Source organism: Paenibacillus tundrae, from assembly GCF_036884255.1.
Lineage (GTDB): Bacteria > Bacillota > Bacilli > Paenibacillales > Paenibacillaceae > Paenibacillus.
In genome coordinates, this window is sequence record NZ_CP145605.1 from 5695123 (window position 1) to 5712569 (window position 17447).

Sequence of the window (17447 nt, forward strand, 5' to 3'; positions counted from 1 at the left end):
ATTCAGCTTGTAAAAGCTAAATTATTTAACTTCGATTGAAGCGCCTGCTTCTTCCAATTTAGCTTTGATAGTTTCAGCTTCTTCTTTGCTTACTTTTTCTTTCAATGCTTTTGGAGCGTTGTCAACTACTTCTTTAGCTTCTTTCAAGCCAAGACCAGTGATTTCGCGAACTGCTTTGATAACGTTGATTTTGGAAGCGCCAGCGCTTGCCAAGATTACGTCGAACTCGGATTGCTCAGCTTCAGCTGCAGCAGCTCCGCCACCTGCAACAGCTACTGGAGCTGCAGCAGTTACGCCGAATTCTTCTTCGATTGCTTTAACAAGATCGTTCAGTTCCAGTACAGTCATGCCTTTGATTGCTTCCAAGATTTGCTCTTTACTCATGATTGAACCTCCATATATAATTTTATTTTTTTGTATTTCATACTGCTAAGCAGTATTTAGATCAAGTAGCTTACGCGCCTTGTTCTTCTTTGTCTGCAACAGCTTTAACCGCAAGCGCGAAGTTGCGCACTGGCGCTTGAAGCACGCTGAGGAGCATGGAAAGGAGACCTTCGCGGGATGGAAGTTCTGCCAATGCTTTAACTTCTTCTTCTCCGATTACGCGACCTTCTACAACTGCACCTTTCAATTTCAGTGCATCGTTCTTTTTCGCGAAGTCGTTCAGAATTTTGGCTGGAGCTACAGCGTCTTCTCCGCTGAATGCAATTGCAGTAGGCCCTGTCAGAACGTTATCGAGTTCTGTCAATTCTGCTGCAGCAGTCGCACGGCGAAGCAACGTGTTTTTCAGCACTGTGAATTCGATTCCTGCTTCACGAAGTTGCTTACGCAGCTCAGTTACTTGGGCAACGTTCAATCCGCGATAGTCAACAACAACTGTAGTTGCGCTCTCGCGCAATTTTGCTGTAACTGCATCAACGGACTCTTGTTTTGCTTGAATCACTTTTGCGTTTGCCAATCTGTACACCTCCTGATCAAATTTATCCCATTAAGAAAAGCCTCCGTAGAATCACGAAGGCTTGATATATACTCATCATCGATTTACATCGTTCTAAGTTCTATAATCACACCTCGGTAGGAAATTAAGCCAGATGGCACCTACTGTCTACGGTAAGCATATTCAAATGTCAACGGTCAGTCACTCGGACTCACAACTTTTATAGAATATCAAAACAGGACGAGCCTGTCAAGAACATTTTATCTAAAAGCTGCTGCGTTCACGCGTGCGCCAGGGCCCATCGTAGAAGAAATACTGATATTCTTCAGATAAACACCTTTAGCTGCCGCCGGTTTAGCACGATTCAAAGCATCCATGAGAGCTTTGAAGTTCTCATTAAGTTGCTCGTTAGAGAAAGAAGCTTTACCGATCGGTGCGTGAATTTGACCTGCACGATCCAGACGATATTCGATTTTACCGGCTTTAATTTCTTGAACAGCCTTAGTTACGTCGAAAGTTACCGTTCCGGCTTTAGGGTTAGGCATTAGACCTTTACCGCCGAGCAGTCGGCCCAATTTACCTACTTCACTCATCATATCTGGTGTCGCTACGCAGACGTCGAATTCGAACCAGCCTTGTTGGATTTTGTTGATCATGTCTGCATCACCAACATAGTCCGCGCCAGCCGCTTCCGCTTCTTTCGCTTTGTCACCTTTTGCAAATACCAATACGCGTTGTGTTTTACCTGTGCCGTGTGGCAAGACAACAACACCACGTACAGCCTGGTCTTGCTTACGAGGGTCTACACCCAAACGTACTGCTGCTTCGATAGTTTCATCGAATTTTGCAGTGGCTGCCTTTTTCACAAGCTCTACAGCTTCTGAAGGCTCGTAAGTTGCTTCGCTATCGATCAGCTTAGCAGCTTCCAGGTATTTTTTACCGTGTTTAGCCATGTTTTATTCCTCCTTTGTGGTGTTAGCGGATATACCTCCCACATCAACCGGTCGCGAATCGACCGGTTTTACGAAGCTATGTTTCAGATGAAAATTAGTCTTCGATGGTGATACCCATGCTGCGGGCAGTACCTTCGACCATACGCATTGCGGACTCAACGTCTGCTGCATTCAGGTCAGGCATTTTTGTTTCCGCGATTTGACGTACCGCATCACGTTTAACGGTAGCGATTTTTTTCTTGTTCGGCTCGCCGGATCCTTTTTCAACTTTAGCTGCCACTTTCAACAGAACTGCTGCTGGTGGAGTTTTAGTGATGAATGTAAAGGAACGGTCTTCGAATACAGAAATCTCAACTGGAATAATCAATCCTGCTTGATCGGCTGTACGAGCGTTGAATTCTTTACAGAATGCCATGATGTTGACACCTGCTTGACCCAAAGCTGGACCTACCGGAGGCGCTGGATTCGCTTTACCTGCTGGAATCTGAAGTTTTACCATTTTGATTACCTTTTTTGCCATGATTGACACCTCCTTGCAAAATAGTGGTTAGCGAACCTCTCGGTTCTCCCACAAGAAACTTGAAGAAACTATATCTTCTCCACTTGCGTATATTCCAACTCAAGCGGTGTTTCCCGTCCAAACATGTTCACATGCACTTTCAACTTGCTTTTGTCTACCAAAATTTCTTCCACGGAGCCCACAAAATTCGCAAAAGGACCAACTTTAATACGTACGGATTCCTTAATATCGAATTCAATTTTCGGCTTCGGTTCAACCATGCCCATATGCTTCAGAATTTGTTCCACTTCTTCAGGCAACAGTGCAGTTGGTTTGGACCCGGAACCTGTCGAACCGACAAATCCCGTAACACCTGGCGTGTTGCGAACAACATACCAAGAGTCATCCGTTTGGATCATTTCAACCAAGACATAACCGGGGTAAACTTTACGCATAACGGTCTTTTTCTTACCGTCTTTGTTCACCACTTCTTCTTCCATCGGAACAAGAACGCGGAAAATCTTGTCTTCCATGCCCATGGACTCTACGCGTTTTTCCAAATTGGCTTTGACCTTATTCTCATACCCTGAATAGGTATGAACGACGTACCATCTTTTTTCCATATCAAGCCACCTGGGACCCTTCTTAAATAATCGCTTCGATCACAAAGGAGATGCCGATGTCAACGACCCAAAAAAACAGCGTCATAACCACAACAGTACCAAGAACAATCAACGTGTAGTTGGTAAGCTCTTTGCGATTAGGCCAGCGAACTTTTTTAAGTTCAGCCCAGCTTTCTGAGAAAAAGGAAATCAGAGATTTGAAACTTCGTTTCACGCCGACTACACCTCCCAAAAACTATCTGGTTTCGCGATGAGAAGTCTGCTCGTTACAAAACTTGCAAAATTTCTTCATCTCCATGCGGTCGGGGTGATTACGCTTGTTTTTTGTCGTTGTGTAATTTCTTTGTTTGCAGTTAGTACAAGCCAAAGTGATAATTACCCGCATGATGTACACCTCCCGAAGACTTCCGCTCAAGCAGAGTCTCTAAATTGATCCTAAAAAAAAAGCCGCGAATTTAGGCCTACCTAAAACACTTTATCATAAGGGTATAACCATGTCAACGAAAGAATAGCCTTTCATTACTGGGTAAAAGTTCCGCGTCTCTGCATTCGGCTGCTTATCTCTGATTTTCTCTCTTCTCCTACTTGGATCGAACGATTACTAGTATTATCAATCTTTTATTTTATAAACTTAAAGCAGCAAAAAAAGACTCAAACCCCGAGCCTTTTCCGTCAACGACAACAATTGTTCAATTATCTCGAACTTCCAAATACTTTTCAAGTTTTCGCTTCACACGCTGTAACGCATTATCAATGGACTTCACATGTCTGTCCAGATCAACTGCGATTTCTTGATAAGATCTACCGTCAAGATACAACATTAAAACTTTACGTTCCAGATCACTCAAAATCTCTGACATCTTATCTTCCAGGCCTACAAACTCTTCCTGATTAATGATAAGTTCCTCAGGATCACTGACCTGGGTTCCACAAATCACATCGAGTAAGGTACGATCGGATTCTTCATCATAAATAGGCTTGTCCAGAGACACATATGAATTAAGTGGAATGTGCTTTTGACGTGTCGCTGTCTTAATCGCCGTAATGATCTGCCGTGTAATACACAGCTCAGCGAAAGCTTTGAACGAAGCCAATTTGTCACCCTTAAAATCTCGAATAGATTTATAGAGTCCAATCATTCCTTCTTGAATAATATCTTCCCGGTCTGCCCCAATCAGAAAATAAGATCTTGCCTTGGCGCGTACAAAGTTGCGATATTTGTTAATCAAAAACTCCAGCGCTTCGCTTTCACCTTCACGGACCGCTTCGACAATGTCTTCGTCACTTTGGTAATCATACTTTGATAACATGATATCTTTGAGGTCGACACTCACAGACAATCCCTCCGGCTGCAACGCAAGGTACCCCGTTACTCTACTCTATGAAATATAGGACAAGTATATATGATGCTACCTCACACCGTCAACCACGCTCTGCCTAAAAAAGAACATGAATAACATAATTGTCAAGACTTTCAATATTGTAATATCTGTAAAAACCAAGATTATTCCCTGCGCCAGCGCTCAAATTGTTTCAAAACATCTGGACTGAGTTTCCCCCCAAGTGTATTGCGTGTCGTTTGAGACTGCCTCTCTTCCAATCGTTTTTGCAGCTCTTTCTCGTTCTGCTCTACTTCAATCAGCAGTTCCCTAGCAGACACACGCAAAGCTCCCTGTCCAAAAATGACGTGTTGCTCTACCATATCACTTGTAGCCACATAGATTTGTCGTCTTCGCATACTGAGTTCCCGAACGAGTCTCTCAATGCATTCATCCGCCGTCTCTTTTTCCTTTGTGAAATAGATCTGTATCTTGCTCTGTGTAAAGGATTTGCCGAGTCCGGGCACGAGGTAGGCGTCAAAAACAACAATGACCTTTCGGCCAGAGAAGGCCTGATAGTCAGCAAGACGCGATAGAAGACGGTTGCGTGCTTCTTCCAATCCATTTTGCGCTAACTTAGACAGCTCTGGCCAATCACCGATCATGTTGTACCCGTCTACAAGAAGCACATCACGGGAGTCAGCCATAGTTTCTATTCCTGCACTTGGCGTGACCGGAGCACTTCATACATAACTACACCCGCAGCAACGGAAGCATTAAGAGAGTTAATCTGACCTTGCATCGGCAATTTAATCAACACATCACATTTTTCACGGATGAGACGTCCCATACCTTTGTTCTCATTCCCAATCACGAGTGCTACAGGTCCTGTGAAGACCCCATTGCCAAATACATTTTCTTTAGCAGTAACATCCGTGCCGACCACCCACACGCCTTCTTCCTTGAGACGATCAATCGTTTGTCCCAAATTACTTACACGCGCTACCGGTACATATTCAACAGCTCCTGCAGATGTTTTGGATACCGTAGCAGTAACTGCTGCTGACCGGCGTTTAGGCACAATGACACCATGAGCGCCTGTGCAGTCTGCCGTCCGCAAAATGGATCCAAGATTGTGTGGATCTTCGATTTCGTCGAGCAAAATCAGAAATGGGTCTTCCCCCTTCGCTTTAGCTGCGGCAAGAATATCCTCTACCTCAACGTAAGCATAAGGCGCAGCTTGAGCTACAACCCCCTGATGCTGTATACCTGGAACGGTTTGATCCAATTTACGCTTGTCCACATGTTGGATCACAATCCCTAATTTTTTTGCTTCTGCAATAATCGGCTGGGTCAGATGCTTTTGGGCTGTGTCCGCAATCCATATTTTATTAATGGTTCGACCTGAGCGTAGTGCCTCCGTTACGGAGTGTTTACCAGCGATCCATTCTTCTTCCATTGTTGTTCGATCCTCTCTATAACGCCGCGAGAGCCTTAGTTCGTTTAGACAAAACTCACGTAGCGGTTTTCGTTGAAATTCAATTATTTTGTCGAAGATTGCGCTTGTTGTTCTGCATGCTCAATCCCACGACCAATCAATGCAATCATACGATCATGTTGACCGCTGCTATACAAATAGCCGATCAGACATTCGAGCGCCGTAGCATGTCTATACTCTAGAACATCAGCATTCTTAGGGACGGAACCAGACTTCGCGTTTCGCCCTTGACGAACCATATCACGTTCTTCTTCGGTCAGCTCTGATTCAATTCCTGTAAGAATTCGGCTCTGAGCCTTGGCTGATACAAGCCCTGTTGCACTACGGTGCAGATGATTCGGGCGCATATTGGGTTTGGACAACAAATACTGACGTACCGCCACCTCATACACAGCGTCTCCAATATAAGCCAGAGCAATTGGAGGAATCAGACGTGCAGGCCGTGAGGGAGGGTAGGGAAACCAGCCCCCCTCAGCGATATGCGTTGTTGTTTCTTCAGACTCCATTCGCTTTGTCTCACCTTCCACTGTCGAGGCAGCTTCCGTAAGTTCGGCAATTTCAGACATTTTTTTTGGCTGCTCCTCACTCATTTGCGACGCCATCTCATCCCTTGAGCTGTATCCTCAAGCAAGATTCCTTGTGCAGATAGTTCATCACGGATCTCGTCAGCCCGAGCCCAATTTTTAGATTTACGCGCTTCTACACGTTCTTCGATCAAACGCTCAATTTCATCATCCAACAGTTCAGGCTCAGCATCAGTATAGATGCGCAATACTGCGTTCAGTTCGCTGAACAGTTCCAGCAGAGCACGAATATCCGCAGCATTTACTACATCCTGTTGTAACAATTGGTTCGCTTCACCTGCCCATTCAAATAAAGCTGTGATTGCGTCAGGCGTATTGAAGTCATCTTGCATTTTCTCATGATACTGCTCACGAATCTGTTCCAATCTTGCCGTGAACTCAACTGAGCTATCCTGATCTACAGTCACTGCCTGCAAACGATGCTTAAGATTAACCACCGCATTGGTAATCCGGTCTACACTGTTCTGCGCTTGCTCCATCGTATCCTCCGTAAAGTTAAGCGGGTTACGATAGTGTGTAGATAACATGAAGTAACGAATGGCTTCACGTTTATATTGCGTGCGGAGGTCTTTAACCAACACACCATTTCCTAGTGATTTGGACATCTTTTCATTATCAATACGGATAAATCCGTTATGCATCCAGTAATTCGCCAGCGGCTTGCCTGTGAGCACCTCGGATTGAGCGCATTCGCACTCGTGATGAGGGAACTGTAGATCCTGCCCGCCTCCATGAATATCCAACGTATCCCCAAGATATTCCCGCGCCATGGCCGAGCACTCAATGTGCCAGCCTGGACGTCCATCTCCCCATGGACTAGACCAGTAGATTTCTCCTGGCTTAGCAGCCTTCCACAGAACGAAGTCTTCCGGATTCTCTTTACGCTCATCCACACCGATGCGAATACCGAACTGAAGCTCCTGCAAATTCTGCTTAGATAACTTACCATACTCCGCAAACTTGCTAGTACGATAGTATACATCCCCACCGTTTTCGTATGCGATATCCTTATCCACCAGCTCACGGATGAAATCAATAATGAGCGGCATGTTTTCGGTTACTCTCGGATTACTGCTAGCCTTAGGAATACCCAGTCCTTCAAGGTCTTCGTAATAGGCTGCAATAAATTTCTCTGCTACATGCGGTACGTCTGTACCGAGCTGCTCTGCTTTGCGGATAAGCTTATCGTCAACATCTGTAAAGTTAACGACATAATTCACGTCATGTCCGGTCTGTTCCAAATAACCGCGAACCGTGTCGAAGAAGATCACTGGACGTGCATTACCAATATGGATGTAATCATATACCGTCGGTCCGCACACATACATCTTCACTTTCCCCGGCTCTTGAGGGACAAATTTTTCTTTTGCACGACTCATTGTATTGTAAATTTGAAGCGTCATGGTCACTTTCCTTTCGTTCTTTTCCGCATGGAATGAATGAGTTCGACTTATCTATATAGGTTCAACTAAAGAATGTTTACACTTTCCACTTCGATGACAGAATAACCTTCCGATCGCTGTTATCCCCAGATTTTTTTGATTCCCTTCTTCCAAAGGGCAAATCCGGGGATAAAGGCGAACGCTTCGCTTCTTCACGTTATTTCTGTCCTCTCCGTTCTTGTGTAAAAAGTTTAGTTGAACTTATATAGCACTCACTTTCATCTCATGCTTCCTTTATTTATTGTATCACGCGAAGACTCCATCTCACGGGTATTCTGCATCGTACGCACCTCTTCCCGCAAGCGTTCAATCTCTTGTTGCATACTTCGCAAAGAATCAATGACTGGATCTGGTAACTGTTGATTCAGACGATCGACACGGCGCCCATCCTGTTTGACGATTCTCCCCGGGATACCCACAACCGTACTATTCGCTGGCACCTCTTTCAGTACAACCGAGTTGGCTCCAATGTTGCATTGATCCCCCACACTGAACGAACCAAGCACTTTGGCACCTGACGAGATAACCACATTATTACCAATTGTCGGATGTCTCTTACCTTTTTCTTTTCCCGTCCCCCCAAGAGTAACCCCTTGATAGATAACAACGTCGTCACCGATCTCACACGTTTCACCAATAACTACACCCATTCCATGGTCAATAAACAACCGTTTGCCGATTGTAGCACCAGGATGGATTTCGATTCCTGTCATAAAACGGCTAATCTGTGAAATGAACCGGGCGAACGAGAAGAACCTTCGCTTGTATAAAAAATGCGCGATCCGATGCGCCCATATCGCATGCAGCCCCGAGTAAGTAAATACCACCTCAAACCATCCCCGGGCCGCTGGATCGTTTTCAAACACCGCCTGGATATCTGATCTGATCTTCTTAAACATGCTCGTTCCCCTCTTGTTCAGGTTCTCGTCCTCCGGTTTACCGGATGGCGCATTCCTTGATAGTGTACTTCTAGCTTCACACCTATGCACATGTTAGGACTCCGTACCGCTGTAACTGTAATTCAACACCACTGTGATTTGATTATCTCTGAAAGAGTTACATGTCCAGACATACAAAAAACGCCCCTGTAGCTATGTAAGCTACAGAGGCGTTAATCGCGGTCCCACTCTGCTCAGTTCACCTGTATAACAATGAACCCTCAAACGGTTTAATAACGGGAACCAACCGTCACAACCTATCCTAACGTTTTCCCTTATCCTAATCGACAAGGGCGGGGCTGGATTCGGCTATGCAGCTCACAGGCGCATTTCGGTTGACGGACAGCGGATGGCTCACAGCCACCGCACCAAAGAACTTCATTCTTTAGGCAGGGCCATCCTCTCTGAATCTGTCCGGCTCAACGTACTCCTCCCGGTCTTTGCTGTTCTATATAGATAAATCATATCATTTATTCGTTGTGTTGCTATTATAGCGAAAAGGGTTGAGACTGACAACAGGCTTCCCCTGTAATCGACAGAAATTAAATGCCTGTACGCAACTATAAATGAATTGTATTCTCGCTGGATTATGCCCCTTTTACTTGGGCATGCAAACGTTCAATCACTGTGTCCCGACCAAGCAGTACAATGGTTTGATTCAGATCGCGCCCATGTGTTTGCCCTGTTAACGCTACACGAATTGGCATAAAGAGCTGTTTACCTTTAAACCCAGTTTCTTTCTGTACTTCTTTGATGAGTGCTGCCATTTTGCTTGGCGTGAACTCATCACTTGCTTGAACTTTGTCAGCAAAAGCTTTCAGTACAGTCGGCACCTGCTCTTCAGCGAGTACCGTTACAGCTTCAGCTTCCAGTTCGAGATCTGAACGGAAGAATACTTCAGACAATTCAACGATATCCGAAGCTGCTGTCATCTGCTCTTGATAGAGATGAACGAGTGTATAAGCCCATTCTTTCTGCTCAGCCGACAGCTCAGAAGCAATCCGTCCTGCCTTTTGCAGATGAGGAATCGCCATTTCAGCAATCCGATCTGGATCTGCATTTTTGATATAGTGATTGTTCAAGTGTGCCAGTTTATTGGTATCAAATACCGCTGGACTCTTAGACAAGCGCTTCGTATCAAAAATTTGGATGAGCTGCTCTTGTGAGAAGATCTCCTCTTCTCCTTCTGGCGACCAGCCAAGTAAGGAAATGAAGTTGAACATCGCCTCTGGCAAATAGCCGAGCTGATCATACTGTTCAATAAACTGAATAACGGATTCATCCCGTTTACTCAGCTTTTTATGATTTTCATTTACAATCAACGTCATGTGACCAAATTGCGGCGGCTCCCAGCCTAGCGCTTCATAGATCATCAACTGACGCGGCGTATTGGAGATGTGATCTTCCCCGCGCAATACGTGGGAAATTTTCATCATGTGATCATCCACTGCTACCGCATAGTTGTACGTAGGAATACCATCTTTTTTGACGATAACGAAGTCTCCAGACTCCTTGCTGTTAAACGAAATTGTTCCTTTAACCATATCATCAAACGTGTAGATCCGTTCCTCCGGTACACGGAAACGAATGCTCGCTACGCGGCCTTCTGCTTCAAATGCACTGCGTTGCTCTGGTGTCAGATCCCGGTGTTTGCCCGAATAACGCGGCGTCTCCCCACGAGCTGTCTGCTCTTCACGCTCTTGCTCCAATTCCGCTTCTGTGCAATAGCAATGGTAAGCAAGACCTTTATCCAGCAGCTCTTGAGTATATTTGCGGTAGATATCCAGCCGTTCCGTCTGACGGTATGGCCCGTATTCTCCACCCACATCAATGCTCTCATCCCATTCGATGCCGAGCCATTTCAGATACTTCAGTTGACTTTCTTCCCCACCAGCAATGTTACGCTTCACGTCCGTATCCTCAATACGAATAATGAATTTGCCCTTATTATGTTTAGCATACAAGTAATTAAACAACGCCGTACGGGCATTCCCGATATGTAGGTGTCCCGTTGGACTCGGCGCGTAGCGCACGCGTACTTCCGTGCTCATAACTATCCCCTCCGTCTCTTCGTTGGTTGATGATATCACACGCGAACAAGGCAAACAACCGATTGAGCTGCAATGCCCTCTCCCCGACCAGGAAATCCGAGCTGCTCTGTCGTTGTTGCTTTGACATTCACTTGATCTACTTCCGCTTCCAGTACCTTAGCGATAACCTCGGCCATCTGTGGAATGTAAGGTGCCATCTTCGGCTTCTGTGCAATGATGGTTGAATCAATGTTACCGAGGCGGTATCCCCGATCCTTCACAAGCTGCCACACATGTTCCAAAAGTTTCACACTGTCTGCATCCTTAAATTCCGGATCGGTATCCGGGAAATGTTTGCCGATATCACCAAGTGCCAGCGCACCCAGAATCGCATCACTAATAGCATGTAGCAGCACGTCAGCGTCCGAATGGCCTAACAACCCTTTTTCATGAGGAATCGTCACTCCACCAATAATGCAAGGTCTTCCCTCTACCAACTGATGCACATCGAACCCTTGTCCTACACGAATCATTGCTATCTCTCTCCCCTCAGCAAAAACGCGGCATACTGTAAATCTTCCGGCGTCGTTAACTTAATGTTCGTATAACTGCCTTCCACAACCTTGACTGTTATGCCCTGGCGTTCTGCCAGCATCGCATCATCTGTTCCTAGAAAGCCATCCTTCTCTGCCGACTCATATGCAAGCAACAATGCAGAAAGACGAAAAGCCTGCGGGGTTTGAATGCTCCACAGACTGCTGCGGTCTGGCGTCGCCGTAACGACACCTTCCGCATTCACTTGTTTGATCGTATCCTTAACAGGAACCGCCAGAACAGCACCCCCGCCAGACATTACAGTTGTCATGCAAGCGTTGATCTGCTCACGGTTAATAAAAGGACGTACCCCGTCGTGAACGAGGACCCAATCCGTTCCTAGGGCCTTGAGGCCTTCATGGACCGAATGCTGTCTCTCTTTCCCGCCGGGGATGACACGAACTCGTGATTCCAGATGGTATTCTTTTACCCAATTCAGGCAGCGTTCAACATCTCCAGCTCCGGTCACCAGCACGATCTCGCGCATCTCGTCCAGAGCCGCAAACACTTCAAGCGTATGTATGAAAACGGGCTTGTCCTGCAACAGCAGGAACTGCTTACTCTCGGTTGTACCCATCCGGGTTCCCCGACCTGCCGCCACAACGACAACGCCCCACCCTTTATCCATGCCGCAATCCCTGCCTTGTCTGTCAGTTTATCGTTCGCTATATCAAACACCACAAGGGATATCCAATATGTGCTACGATACACTACCCATCATACCGTTTTTATTGGGCTTTTTCCAACAGTTTCGGCTTCGCAAAAATCATTCTTCCCGCAGATGTCTGCAGTACACTGGTCACCAGCACTTCCATCATCATGCCGATATACTCGCGTCCACCTTCTACAACGATCATCGTACCATCATCCAGGTATGCCACGCCTTGTCCATGTTCCTTACCGTCCTTAATGATCTGCACCATAATCTCTTCACCTGGCAACACGACTGGCTTAACCGCATTCGCCAAATCGTTGATGTTCAGCACAGATACACCCTGAAGTTCGCACACCTTGTTTAAGTTAAAATCATTCGTAACAACCTTGCCCTGAAGTACTTTAGCAAGCTTGACCAGCTTACTGTCCACCTCGGATATCTCTTCAAAGTCACCTTCATAAATAAGCACTTTAACGTCGAGCTCTTTCTGAATTTTGTTTAGAATATCTAGTCCTCGCCGTCCTCTATTTCGTTTCAACAGGTCGGATGAATCGGCGATATGTTGTAATTCTTCCAACACAAATTCAGGGATGACAATCGTGCCTTCGATAAATCCGGTTTTGCAAATATCTGCAATCCGTCCATCAATAATTACGCTCGTATCCAAAATCTTGTGTTCCTCTAACCGTCGTCCTTCATCGGCCTCAGGATGCCCCCATCGTCCTGACATCCAGAAGGCTGCTAGATCGTCTTTTTTGGCTAGTGCAAGCATATAACCCGAATATGCACTAACAACCGTCAGCGCTACTTGGAGCACCTCTCCGGCTGTCCCTAACCATGTTAAACAAGGATAGAGCAACAACGCCACCAGTAAACCTGTAACCGTACCTACTGCACCTGCTGCTAATTCATTCATAGGCACTTTTGCCAAAGCATTGATTCCATTATGCAGTCGATCGGCGATCAGTGTGCCACCTAGATTGCATGCAGCCATAAATAATACGGCTCCCAGCGCAGTGGATACCCCGGCTCCCAAGAGCCCTGCGGATTGAATCCATTCTGCCATCCAAGGGATGGATTTCCCTGCCAGATGATATGCTGTATAGCCGAACCATGCTCCGCACAATCCTGTAAAAGTTAAAATGCCTTTTTTCCACATACGTCCCTGCACCTCCTTCATGATATTTCCATCTTCATATCCAGTATGATCCATTTCCTAAAATGCTAATCCCATAAACAAGAACTTTTTGGAAAAGATGCAATCCTTAGTTGAAAGAAGATAAAAAATTGGCATATAATGAATTCAATTCATATCCCGAGGTGAGTAGCAAAATGAGTACGCTAAGTTTACAGGCTTTTCAGGATCAAGTTTCTGAGCTGTTATTGCGTCACCGCAGTTTGATTGATGTGCTGTCCAAAACGGGACAAGCCGGGGCTTCGGTCAACCGTGCCGTGTCCAAGGCCATTACCGAATGCGGCTGCATTGAGCTGCACGCTACGAAGCAACAGTACGCCCCTGAGAGCGGTATTGCTCAGACCAAGGGTTTACTGGAGACGCATGTCGAAGGTGAGTTGTGTGAGAATTGTAAAGAGGTGATCAGTTCCGAATTAGGACGCAACCTGTTTTATATGTCTGCTCTCTGCAATCTCTTGGACATCAACATGGAAGAGGTCGTGAATCACGAGTCACAGAAATGTTCGACGTTAGGGATGTTCAATTTGTCATAAACGATGCATCACCAGTGCACGAGGTTGGTTGTTACCGTATAGATTGGAATAACAGGAAAAAAGCACGTGGCTCCGAAGTCGGAGCACACGTGCTTTTTGCGTTATTGAAACGGCTCTATAGCATATAAATATAAGTGATTGCTTTCATACCCTTTTACCGATCGGAACGGGAAGACTTCTCTTCTCTACGTTTCTTAGCTCGGCTACGCGAGGCTGCTGTCCGTAAATTGTGCTTCATTCCGTATAAGGCATATAGCACAAGTGGTATAAAGATTAATTTGGATAACTGTTCTGGGAAAATAATCGCTACGGCTACCGCAAAGGCAACCACCCATGGAGCAATCCAGATCGCTTTACGGGGCAGACCAACCTTTTTGAAGTTGGGGTATTTGAGTGAACTCACCATCAGATAAGACAACAACAATGTGGCGATGATCATACTGATTGGACCGATATCTTTGTTAAACAAGGAGAGTGTCGCCAGCACCCCACCTGCTGCTGGAATCGGCAGACCCGTAAAGTATCCCGGAATCCCCGGGCGTACATTAAATCTAGCCAAGCGAATTGCACCACAGATGGGGAAGCTCGTCGTTGCAATCCAAGCTAATACTGGTGAAGCATCTTGAAATGAAACCATAAACACAATCAGCGCTGGAGCGGCACCAAACGATACCATATCCGACAGAGAGTCCAGCTCCTTGCCAAATTCACTCTGGGCATTCAATGCTCGTGCCACCCGTCCGTCCAGACCATCCAGTAACATCGCAACAATAACCATAATCGCTGCTAAACTGTAGTTCCCCTCAATTGCAAGTAATATTGCCATCATTCCAAGAAACAGATTACCTAAGGTAAAGAGATTCGGAATGAATCTGGTTAACATCGTTGTTTCACCTCATCATCTTCAAGCCATTATAGGCACACTCTTACATCTGTCTGTCGATAAACATTTGCTCCTGAAGTCGCTTCAGACCTTCCTTGATTGTGCGAGCACGCACTTCACCGATTCCATCCACTTCGTCCAACTCTTCAATGGTTGCCATAATAACTTGAGGCAACTGTTCAAATTGATCCACCAGGTTATGAATGATGACATTGGGCAGACGGGGTATCTTATTTAATACCCGGAATCCACGTGGCGCAACCGAGTCCTCAGACGTCGCTGCTGATGAAGGATATCCGAGCAAACGTACAATATGATGTGCATCAAGCAGTTCATCATCCGACAATCTCTTCAAACCCACAATAATTTCGCGAATCTTGTCATCACTATCGTCGCGTGCATAGTCTTTGTAGAGCAACCATGCCTCTTCTTCCGTTGTACCCACCAGCTCTTCCATTTGCATGGAGATCAGTCTTCCTTCGTTGCCTAATTCATGAATATATCGTTTAATTTCCGTTTTGATCCGCATCACCATTTCCGTCCGCTGAATAACATTCACGACTTCAGGAATGGTTACCTGTTCTTCAAATTCCGAAGCACTGAGGTTGGTTAGAGACTGCGTCAAAACGGCTTTATATTTCTCCAACGTTTGAATAGCCTGATTGGCCTTGGTCAAGATTACACCGATCTCTTTCAGTGAATATCTGAGTGTTCCCTGATAAAGGGTAATAATATTCCGACGTTGGGAGATGGAAACCACCAATTTGCCTGTTTGCTTCGCTACGCGCTCCGCTGTACGGTGACGAATCCCTGTTTCTGAAGAAGATATGGACGAATCTGGAATCAATTGAGTATTCGCATATAAAATTCGTTTCAGATCCTCACTGAGAATGATGGCACCATCCATTTTTGCAAGTTCATACAGGTAGTTCGGAGAGAAATCACAATTAATTGAAAATCCCCCGTCAACCACTTCCATCACTTCAGGGCTGTATCCTACAACAAGCAGTGCCCCCGTTTTGGCGCGCAGCACGTTCTCCAGACCTTCGCGGAAAGGTGTACCTGGTGCGATCAACCTTAACAACTCATTCATATTATCCAGTTGGCTCGAATCTTTCATCTTGTTATGCCCCCTAATCTAAAGCGACCGCTAGTGCATCTGCCACGGTATTTACACCGATCAGTTGTATCCCGCGAGGATGTTTCCAGCCCTTTAAGCTTTTTTCTGGTAAAATGACTCGTTTGAAGCCAAGCTTCTCGGCTTCCTTCACACGTTGCTCGGCTCGTGATACAGCTCGAACTTCACCCGTCAAACCAATTTCGCCAAATATGACATCGTCTGGTTTGGTTGGTACATCTCTTAGACTAGAAGCGATGCTGATTGCAACTGCCAAATCCACAGCGGGTTCATCTAGGCGTACGCCCCCCGCTACATTAAGATAGGCATCCTGGGTTTGTAGAAACATCCCCATCCGTTTCTCCAATACAGCGATGATCAAGTTTAACCGGTGGTGATCTATGCCTGTCGCCATACGACGCGGAGAAGGGAAATGAGTGGCAGAGATCAATGCCTGTAGCTCCACGAGTAAGGGGCGTGTTCCTTCCATACTCGCTACCACCGTAGATCCAGCTACGCCGAGTGGACGTTCCGACAGAAAGAGCTCTGATGGATTACCGACTTCACGCAGTCCATCTTCACCCATTTCAAAAATACCGATCTCGTTCGTGGAACCAAAACGATTCTTCACTGCCCGCAATAGACGATACGTATGGTGACGCTCCCCTTCGAAATAGAGCACACAATCCACCATATGTTCTAGCATACGTGGCCCAGCAATGGCACCTTCCTTGGTAACATGCCCTACGAGAACCGTTGCAATGCCTCGACCTTTGGCAATTCGCATGAACCTTGATGTACATTCCCTTACCTGGGCTACACTTCCCGGCGCACTGGTAACTTCGGGCAAATATACTGTCTGAATCGAGTCGATGACAAGAAAATGCGGCTGGATCTGCTCCACCGCTTCCTCAACACGTTCCATATTGGTTTCACACAGCACATACAGTTCAGGAGAGAGTGCGCCAAGACGATCTGCTCTTAATTTGGTTTGTTTTACCGATTCCTCGCCCGATACATATAACACACGTAAACCTGAATGTGTCAACGCATGAGACGTCTGCAACATCAATGTTGATTTTCCGATACCCGGGTCTCCGCCCACCAGAACGAGAGAACCTGGAACGATCCCGCCACCCAATACACGGTTCAGTTCTCCGATTCCAGTCTGCACTCGCGGCTCCTGACCGCTATCTATATCTATGATAGGAAGCGGTTTATCTTTACTGTCAAATAGGGGAGAATTCCTCCCTTGTGTTTTGACCACCGTTTCAGTTTCTTCTATCATTGAATTCCATGACTGACAACCTGGACACTTACCATACCATTTGGGGGCTTCATAGCCGCATTCCGTACATTGAAACTTGGTTTTTACTTTGGCCACTTCAGCACTCCTACCATTTATTTTATAACAGCATTTTGCATTATTCGACGAATTTTGCCCCGACTTCCTAACGCGCAGGGTTAATAAAAGTTTACCATTGTTTGAGATTTTTCGTAAAGGATTATCGTAAACTTTACACATGTTCCTGAATCTTCTACTCCTGTTATTGCCACTTCTTCAGTGGTAAGAAGCCAGAAGGGTAGATTGCAAAAAAGACCTCTCTGGCATAGGCCAGAAAGGTCTTTAGTCATTCCCACGAATCT

General features: G+C 45.9%; 21 protein-coding genes and 1 other annotated feature. Of the genes, 1 reads left to right on the plus strand and 20 read right to left on the minus strand.

The window, feature by feature from the left end:
- Positions 1 to 21: 21 nt before the first annotated feature.
- The 17 genes from rplL to V6W81_RS25770 form a co-directional block, all read right to left on the minus strand.
- Positions 22 to 384 carry a 50S ribosomal protein L7/L12 gene (gene rplL / locus V6W81_RS25690; protein WP_145053353.1) on the minus strand — a complete coding sequence of 121 codons (363 nt, stop codon included), beginning with the start codon at positions 382 to 384 and terminating at the stop codon, positions 22 to 24.
- A gap of 70 nt (positions 385 to 454) precedes the next feature.
- A complete protein-coding gene (rplJ, locus tag V6W81_RS25695) occupies positions 455 to 958 on the minus strand; it encodes a 50S ribosomal protein L10 (RefSeq protein ID WP_145053355.1) in 504 nt (167 codons plus the stop codon).
- A gap of 24 nt (positions 959 to 982) precedes the next feature.
- Positions 983 to 1129: a sequence feature (ribosomal protein L10 leader region), on the minus strand.
- Positions 1130 to 1197: 68 nt separating this feature from the next.
- Positions 1198 to 1890 (minus strand): 50S ribosomal protein L1, encoded by a 693-nt coding sequence (gene rplA, locus V6W81_RS25700; protein WP_056697658.1) that lies wholly within the window; start codon positions 1888 to 1890, stop codon positions 1198 to 1200.
- Between the two features lie 94 nt (positions 1891 to 1984).
- On the minus strand, positions 1985 to 2410 hold the full coding sequence (gene rplK / locus V6W81_RS25705; RefSeq protein ID WP_145053357.1) for a 50S ribosomal protein L11: 426 nt from the start codon (positions 2408 to 2410) through the stop codon (positions 1985 to 1987).
- A 68-nt stretch (positions 2411 to 2478) separates the two neighbouring features.
- Positions 2479 to 3012: a transcription termination/antitermination protein NusG gene (nusG, locus tag V6W81_RS25710; RefSeq protein WP_056697652.1), complete on the minus strand. Its 534-nt coding sequence runs from the start codon at positions 3010 to 3012 to the stop codon at positions 2479 to 2481.
- Between the two features lie 22 nt (positions 3013 to 3034).
- Positions 3035 to 3226 carry a preprotein translocase subunit SecE gene (gene secE, locus V6W81_RS25715; RefSeq protein ID WP_056697649.1) on the minus strand — a complete coding sequence of 64 codons (192 nt, stop codon included), beginning with the start codon at positions 3224 to 3226 and terminating at the stop codon, positions 3035 to 3037.
- Between the two features lie 21 nt (positions 3227 to 3247).
- Positions 3248 to 3397, minus strand: a complete 150-nt coding sequence (rpmG, locus tag V6W81_RS25720; protein WP_072735843.1) for a 50S ribosomal protein L33 — start codon at positions 3395 to 3397, stop codon at positions 3248 to 3250.
- 304 nt (positions 3398 to 3701) lie between these two features.
- On the minus strand, positions 3702 to 4346 hold the full coding sequence (sigH, locus tag V6W81_RS25725; RefSeq protein WP_024633601.1) for an RNA polymerase sporulation sigma factor SigH: 645 nt from the start codon (positions 4344 to 4346) through the stop codon (positions 3702 to 3704).
- 170 nt (positions 4347 to 4516) lie between these two features.
- Complete coding sequence (locus V6W81_RS25730) at positions 4517 to 5038, minus strand: NYN domain-containing protein (RefSeq protein ID WP_128103684.1); 522 nt, start codon at positions 5036 to 5038, stop codon at positions 4517 to 4519.
- Positions 5039 to 5043: 5 nt separating this feature from the next.
- The gene (rlmB, locus tag V6W81_RS25735) at positions 5044 to 5790 is read right to left on the minus strand and encodes a 23S rRNA (guanosine(2251)-2'-O)-methyltransferase RlmB (RefSeq protein ID WP_239294133.1); all 747 of its coding nucleotides are present in this window, start codon (positions 5788 to 5790) and stop codon (positions 5044 to 5046) included.
- An 83-nt stretch (positions 5791 to 5873) separates the two neighbouring features.
- Positions 5874 to 6335, minus strand: coding sequence for a Mini-ribonuclease 3 (locus tag V6W81_RS25740; RefSeq protein WP_145053374.1), 462 nt, complete (start codon positions 6333 to 6335; stop codon positions 5874 to 5876).
- Between the two features lie 80 nt (positions 6336 to 6415).
- The gene (gene cysS, locus V6W81_RS25745; RefSeq protein ID WP_338540763.1) at positions 6416 to 7816 is read right to left on the minus strand and encodes a cysteine--tRNA ligase; all 1401 of its coding nucleotides are present in this window, start codon (positions 7814 to 7816) and stop codon (positions 6416 to 6418) included.
- Between the two features lie 257 nt (positions 7817 to 8073).
- Positions 8074 to 8754 carry a serine O-acetyltransferase gene (cysE, locus tag V6W81_RS25750; protein WP_056697639.1) on the minus strand — a complete coding sequence of 227 codons (681 nt, stop codon included), beginning with the start codon at positions 8752 to 8754 and terminating at the stop codon, positions 8074 to 8076.
- Between the two features lie 626 nt (positions 8755 to 9380).
- Positions 9381 to 10844 carry a glutamate--tRNA ligase gene (gene gltX, locus V6W81_RS25755; RefSeq protein ID WP_338540764.1) on the minus strand — a complete coding sequence of 488 codons (1464 nt, stop codon included), beginning with the start codon at positions 10842 to 10844 and terminating at the stop codon, positions 9381 to 9383.
- A gap of 35 nt (positions 10845 to 10879) precedes the next feature.
- Positions 10880 to 11356: a 2-C-methyl-D-erythritol 2,4-cyclodiphosphate synthase gene (gene ispF, locus V6W81_RS25760; RefSeq protein ID WP_056697632.1), complete on the minus strand. Its 477-nt coding sequence runs from the start codon at positions 11354 to 11356 to the stop codon at positions 10880 to 10882.
- 2 nt (positions 11357 to 11358) lie between these two features.
- Entirely contained in the window at positions 11359 to 12045 is a 687-nt protein-coding gene (gene ispD / locus V6W81_RS25765) for a 2-C-methyl-D-erythritol 4-phosphate cytidylyltransferase (RefSeq protein WP_056697629.1), read from the minus strand.
- Positions 12046 to 12145: 100 nt separating this feature from the next.
- A complete protein-coding gene (locus V6W81_RS25770) occupies positions 12146 to 13231 on the minus strand; it encodes a PIN/TRAM domain-containing protein (RefSeq protein ID WP_056697627.1) in 1086 nt (361 codons plus the stop codon).
- A 173-nt stretch (positions 13232 to 13404) separates the two neighbouring features.
- Here V6W81_RS25770 and V6W81_RS25775 point away from each other — a divergent pair, with 173 nt between their 5' ends.
- A complete protein-coding gene (locus V6W81_RS25775) occupies positions 13405 to 13800 on the plus strand; it encodes a hypothetical protein (protein ID WP_056697625.1) in 396 nt (131 codons plus the stop codon).
- Positions 13801 to 13954: 154 nt separating this feature from the next.
- On the opposite strand, the gene pssA is transcribed toward V6W81_RS25775, so the two are convergent.
- Genes pssA through radA form a run of 3 tightly spaced genes read right to left on the minus strand, consistent with a single transcriptional unit; the run spans position 13955 to position 17184 of the window.
- Positions 13955 to 14683 carry a CDP-diacylglycerol--serine O-phosphatidyltransferase gene (pssA, locus tag V6W81_RS25780; RefSeq protein WP_338540765.1) on the minus strand — a complete coding sequence of 243 codons (729 nt, stop codon included), beginning with the start codon at positions 14681 to 14683 and terminating at the stop codon, positions 13955 to 13957.
- Between the two features lie 43 nt (positions 14684 to 14726).
- Positions 14727 to 15803: a DNA integrity scanning diadenylate cyclase DisA gene (gene disA, locus V6W81_RS25785; RefSeq protein WP_056697620.1), complete on the minus strand. Its 1077-nt coding sequence runs from the start codon at positions 15801 to 15803 to the stop codon at positions 14727 to 14729.
- Between the two features lie 13 nt (positions 15804 to 15816).
- The gene (radA, locus tag V6W81_RS25790) at positions 15817 to 17184 is read right to left on the minus strand and encodes a DNA repair protein RadA (protein WP_056697618.1); all 1368 of its coding nucleotides are present in this window, start codon (positions 17182 to 17184) and stop codon (positions 15817 to 15819) included.
- Positions 17185 to 17447 lie beyond the last annotated feature (263 nt).